This window comes from Paraburkholderia sp. SIMBA_027, from assembly GCF_046535315.1.
GTDB classification, from domain to species: Bacteria; Pseudomonadota; Gammaproteobacteria; order Burkholderiales; family Burkholderiaceae; genus Paraburkholderia; species Paraburkholderia tropica.
Genome location: NZ_JAWRWY010000719.1, coordinates 1 through 266 on the forward strand (window position 1 = coordinate 1; position 266 = coordinate 266).

At 66.2% G+C, this 266-nt stretch carries 1 pseudogene; it reads left to right on the forward strand.

The window, feature by feature from the left end:
• A pseudogene (locus tag SB764_RS40925) lies at positions 1-266 on the forward strand (RNA polymerase sigma-54 factor); the annotation flags it as partial.

Genomic DNA, 266 nt, shown 5'->3' on the forward strand with positions numbered 1-266 from the left:
GCAAGACGCGCCGCGGCTGGCAGGTGACGCTCAACAGCGCCGCCGTGCCGCGACTGCAGATCAATGGCCTGTACGCCCAAATGCTGGCCAACCAGAAGGAGTCGGCCCACGCCGGCTTGCAGTCTCAGCTGCAACAGGCGAAATGGATGATCCGCAACGTGGAGCAGCGCTTCGACACCATCCTGCGAGTGGCCCAGGCCATTGTCGACCGCCAGACCGCCTTCTTCAGCCAGGGGCCGGCGGCCATGCGCCCGCTCATCCTCAAG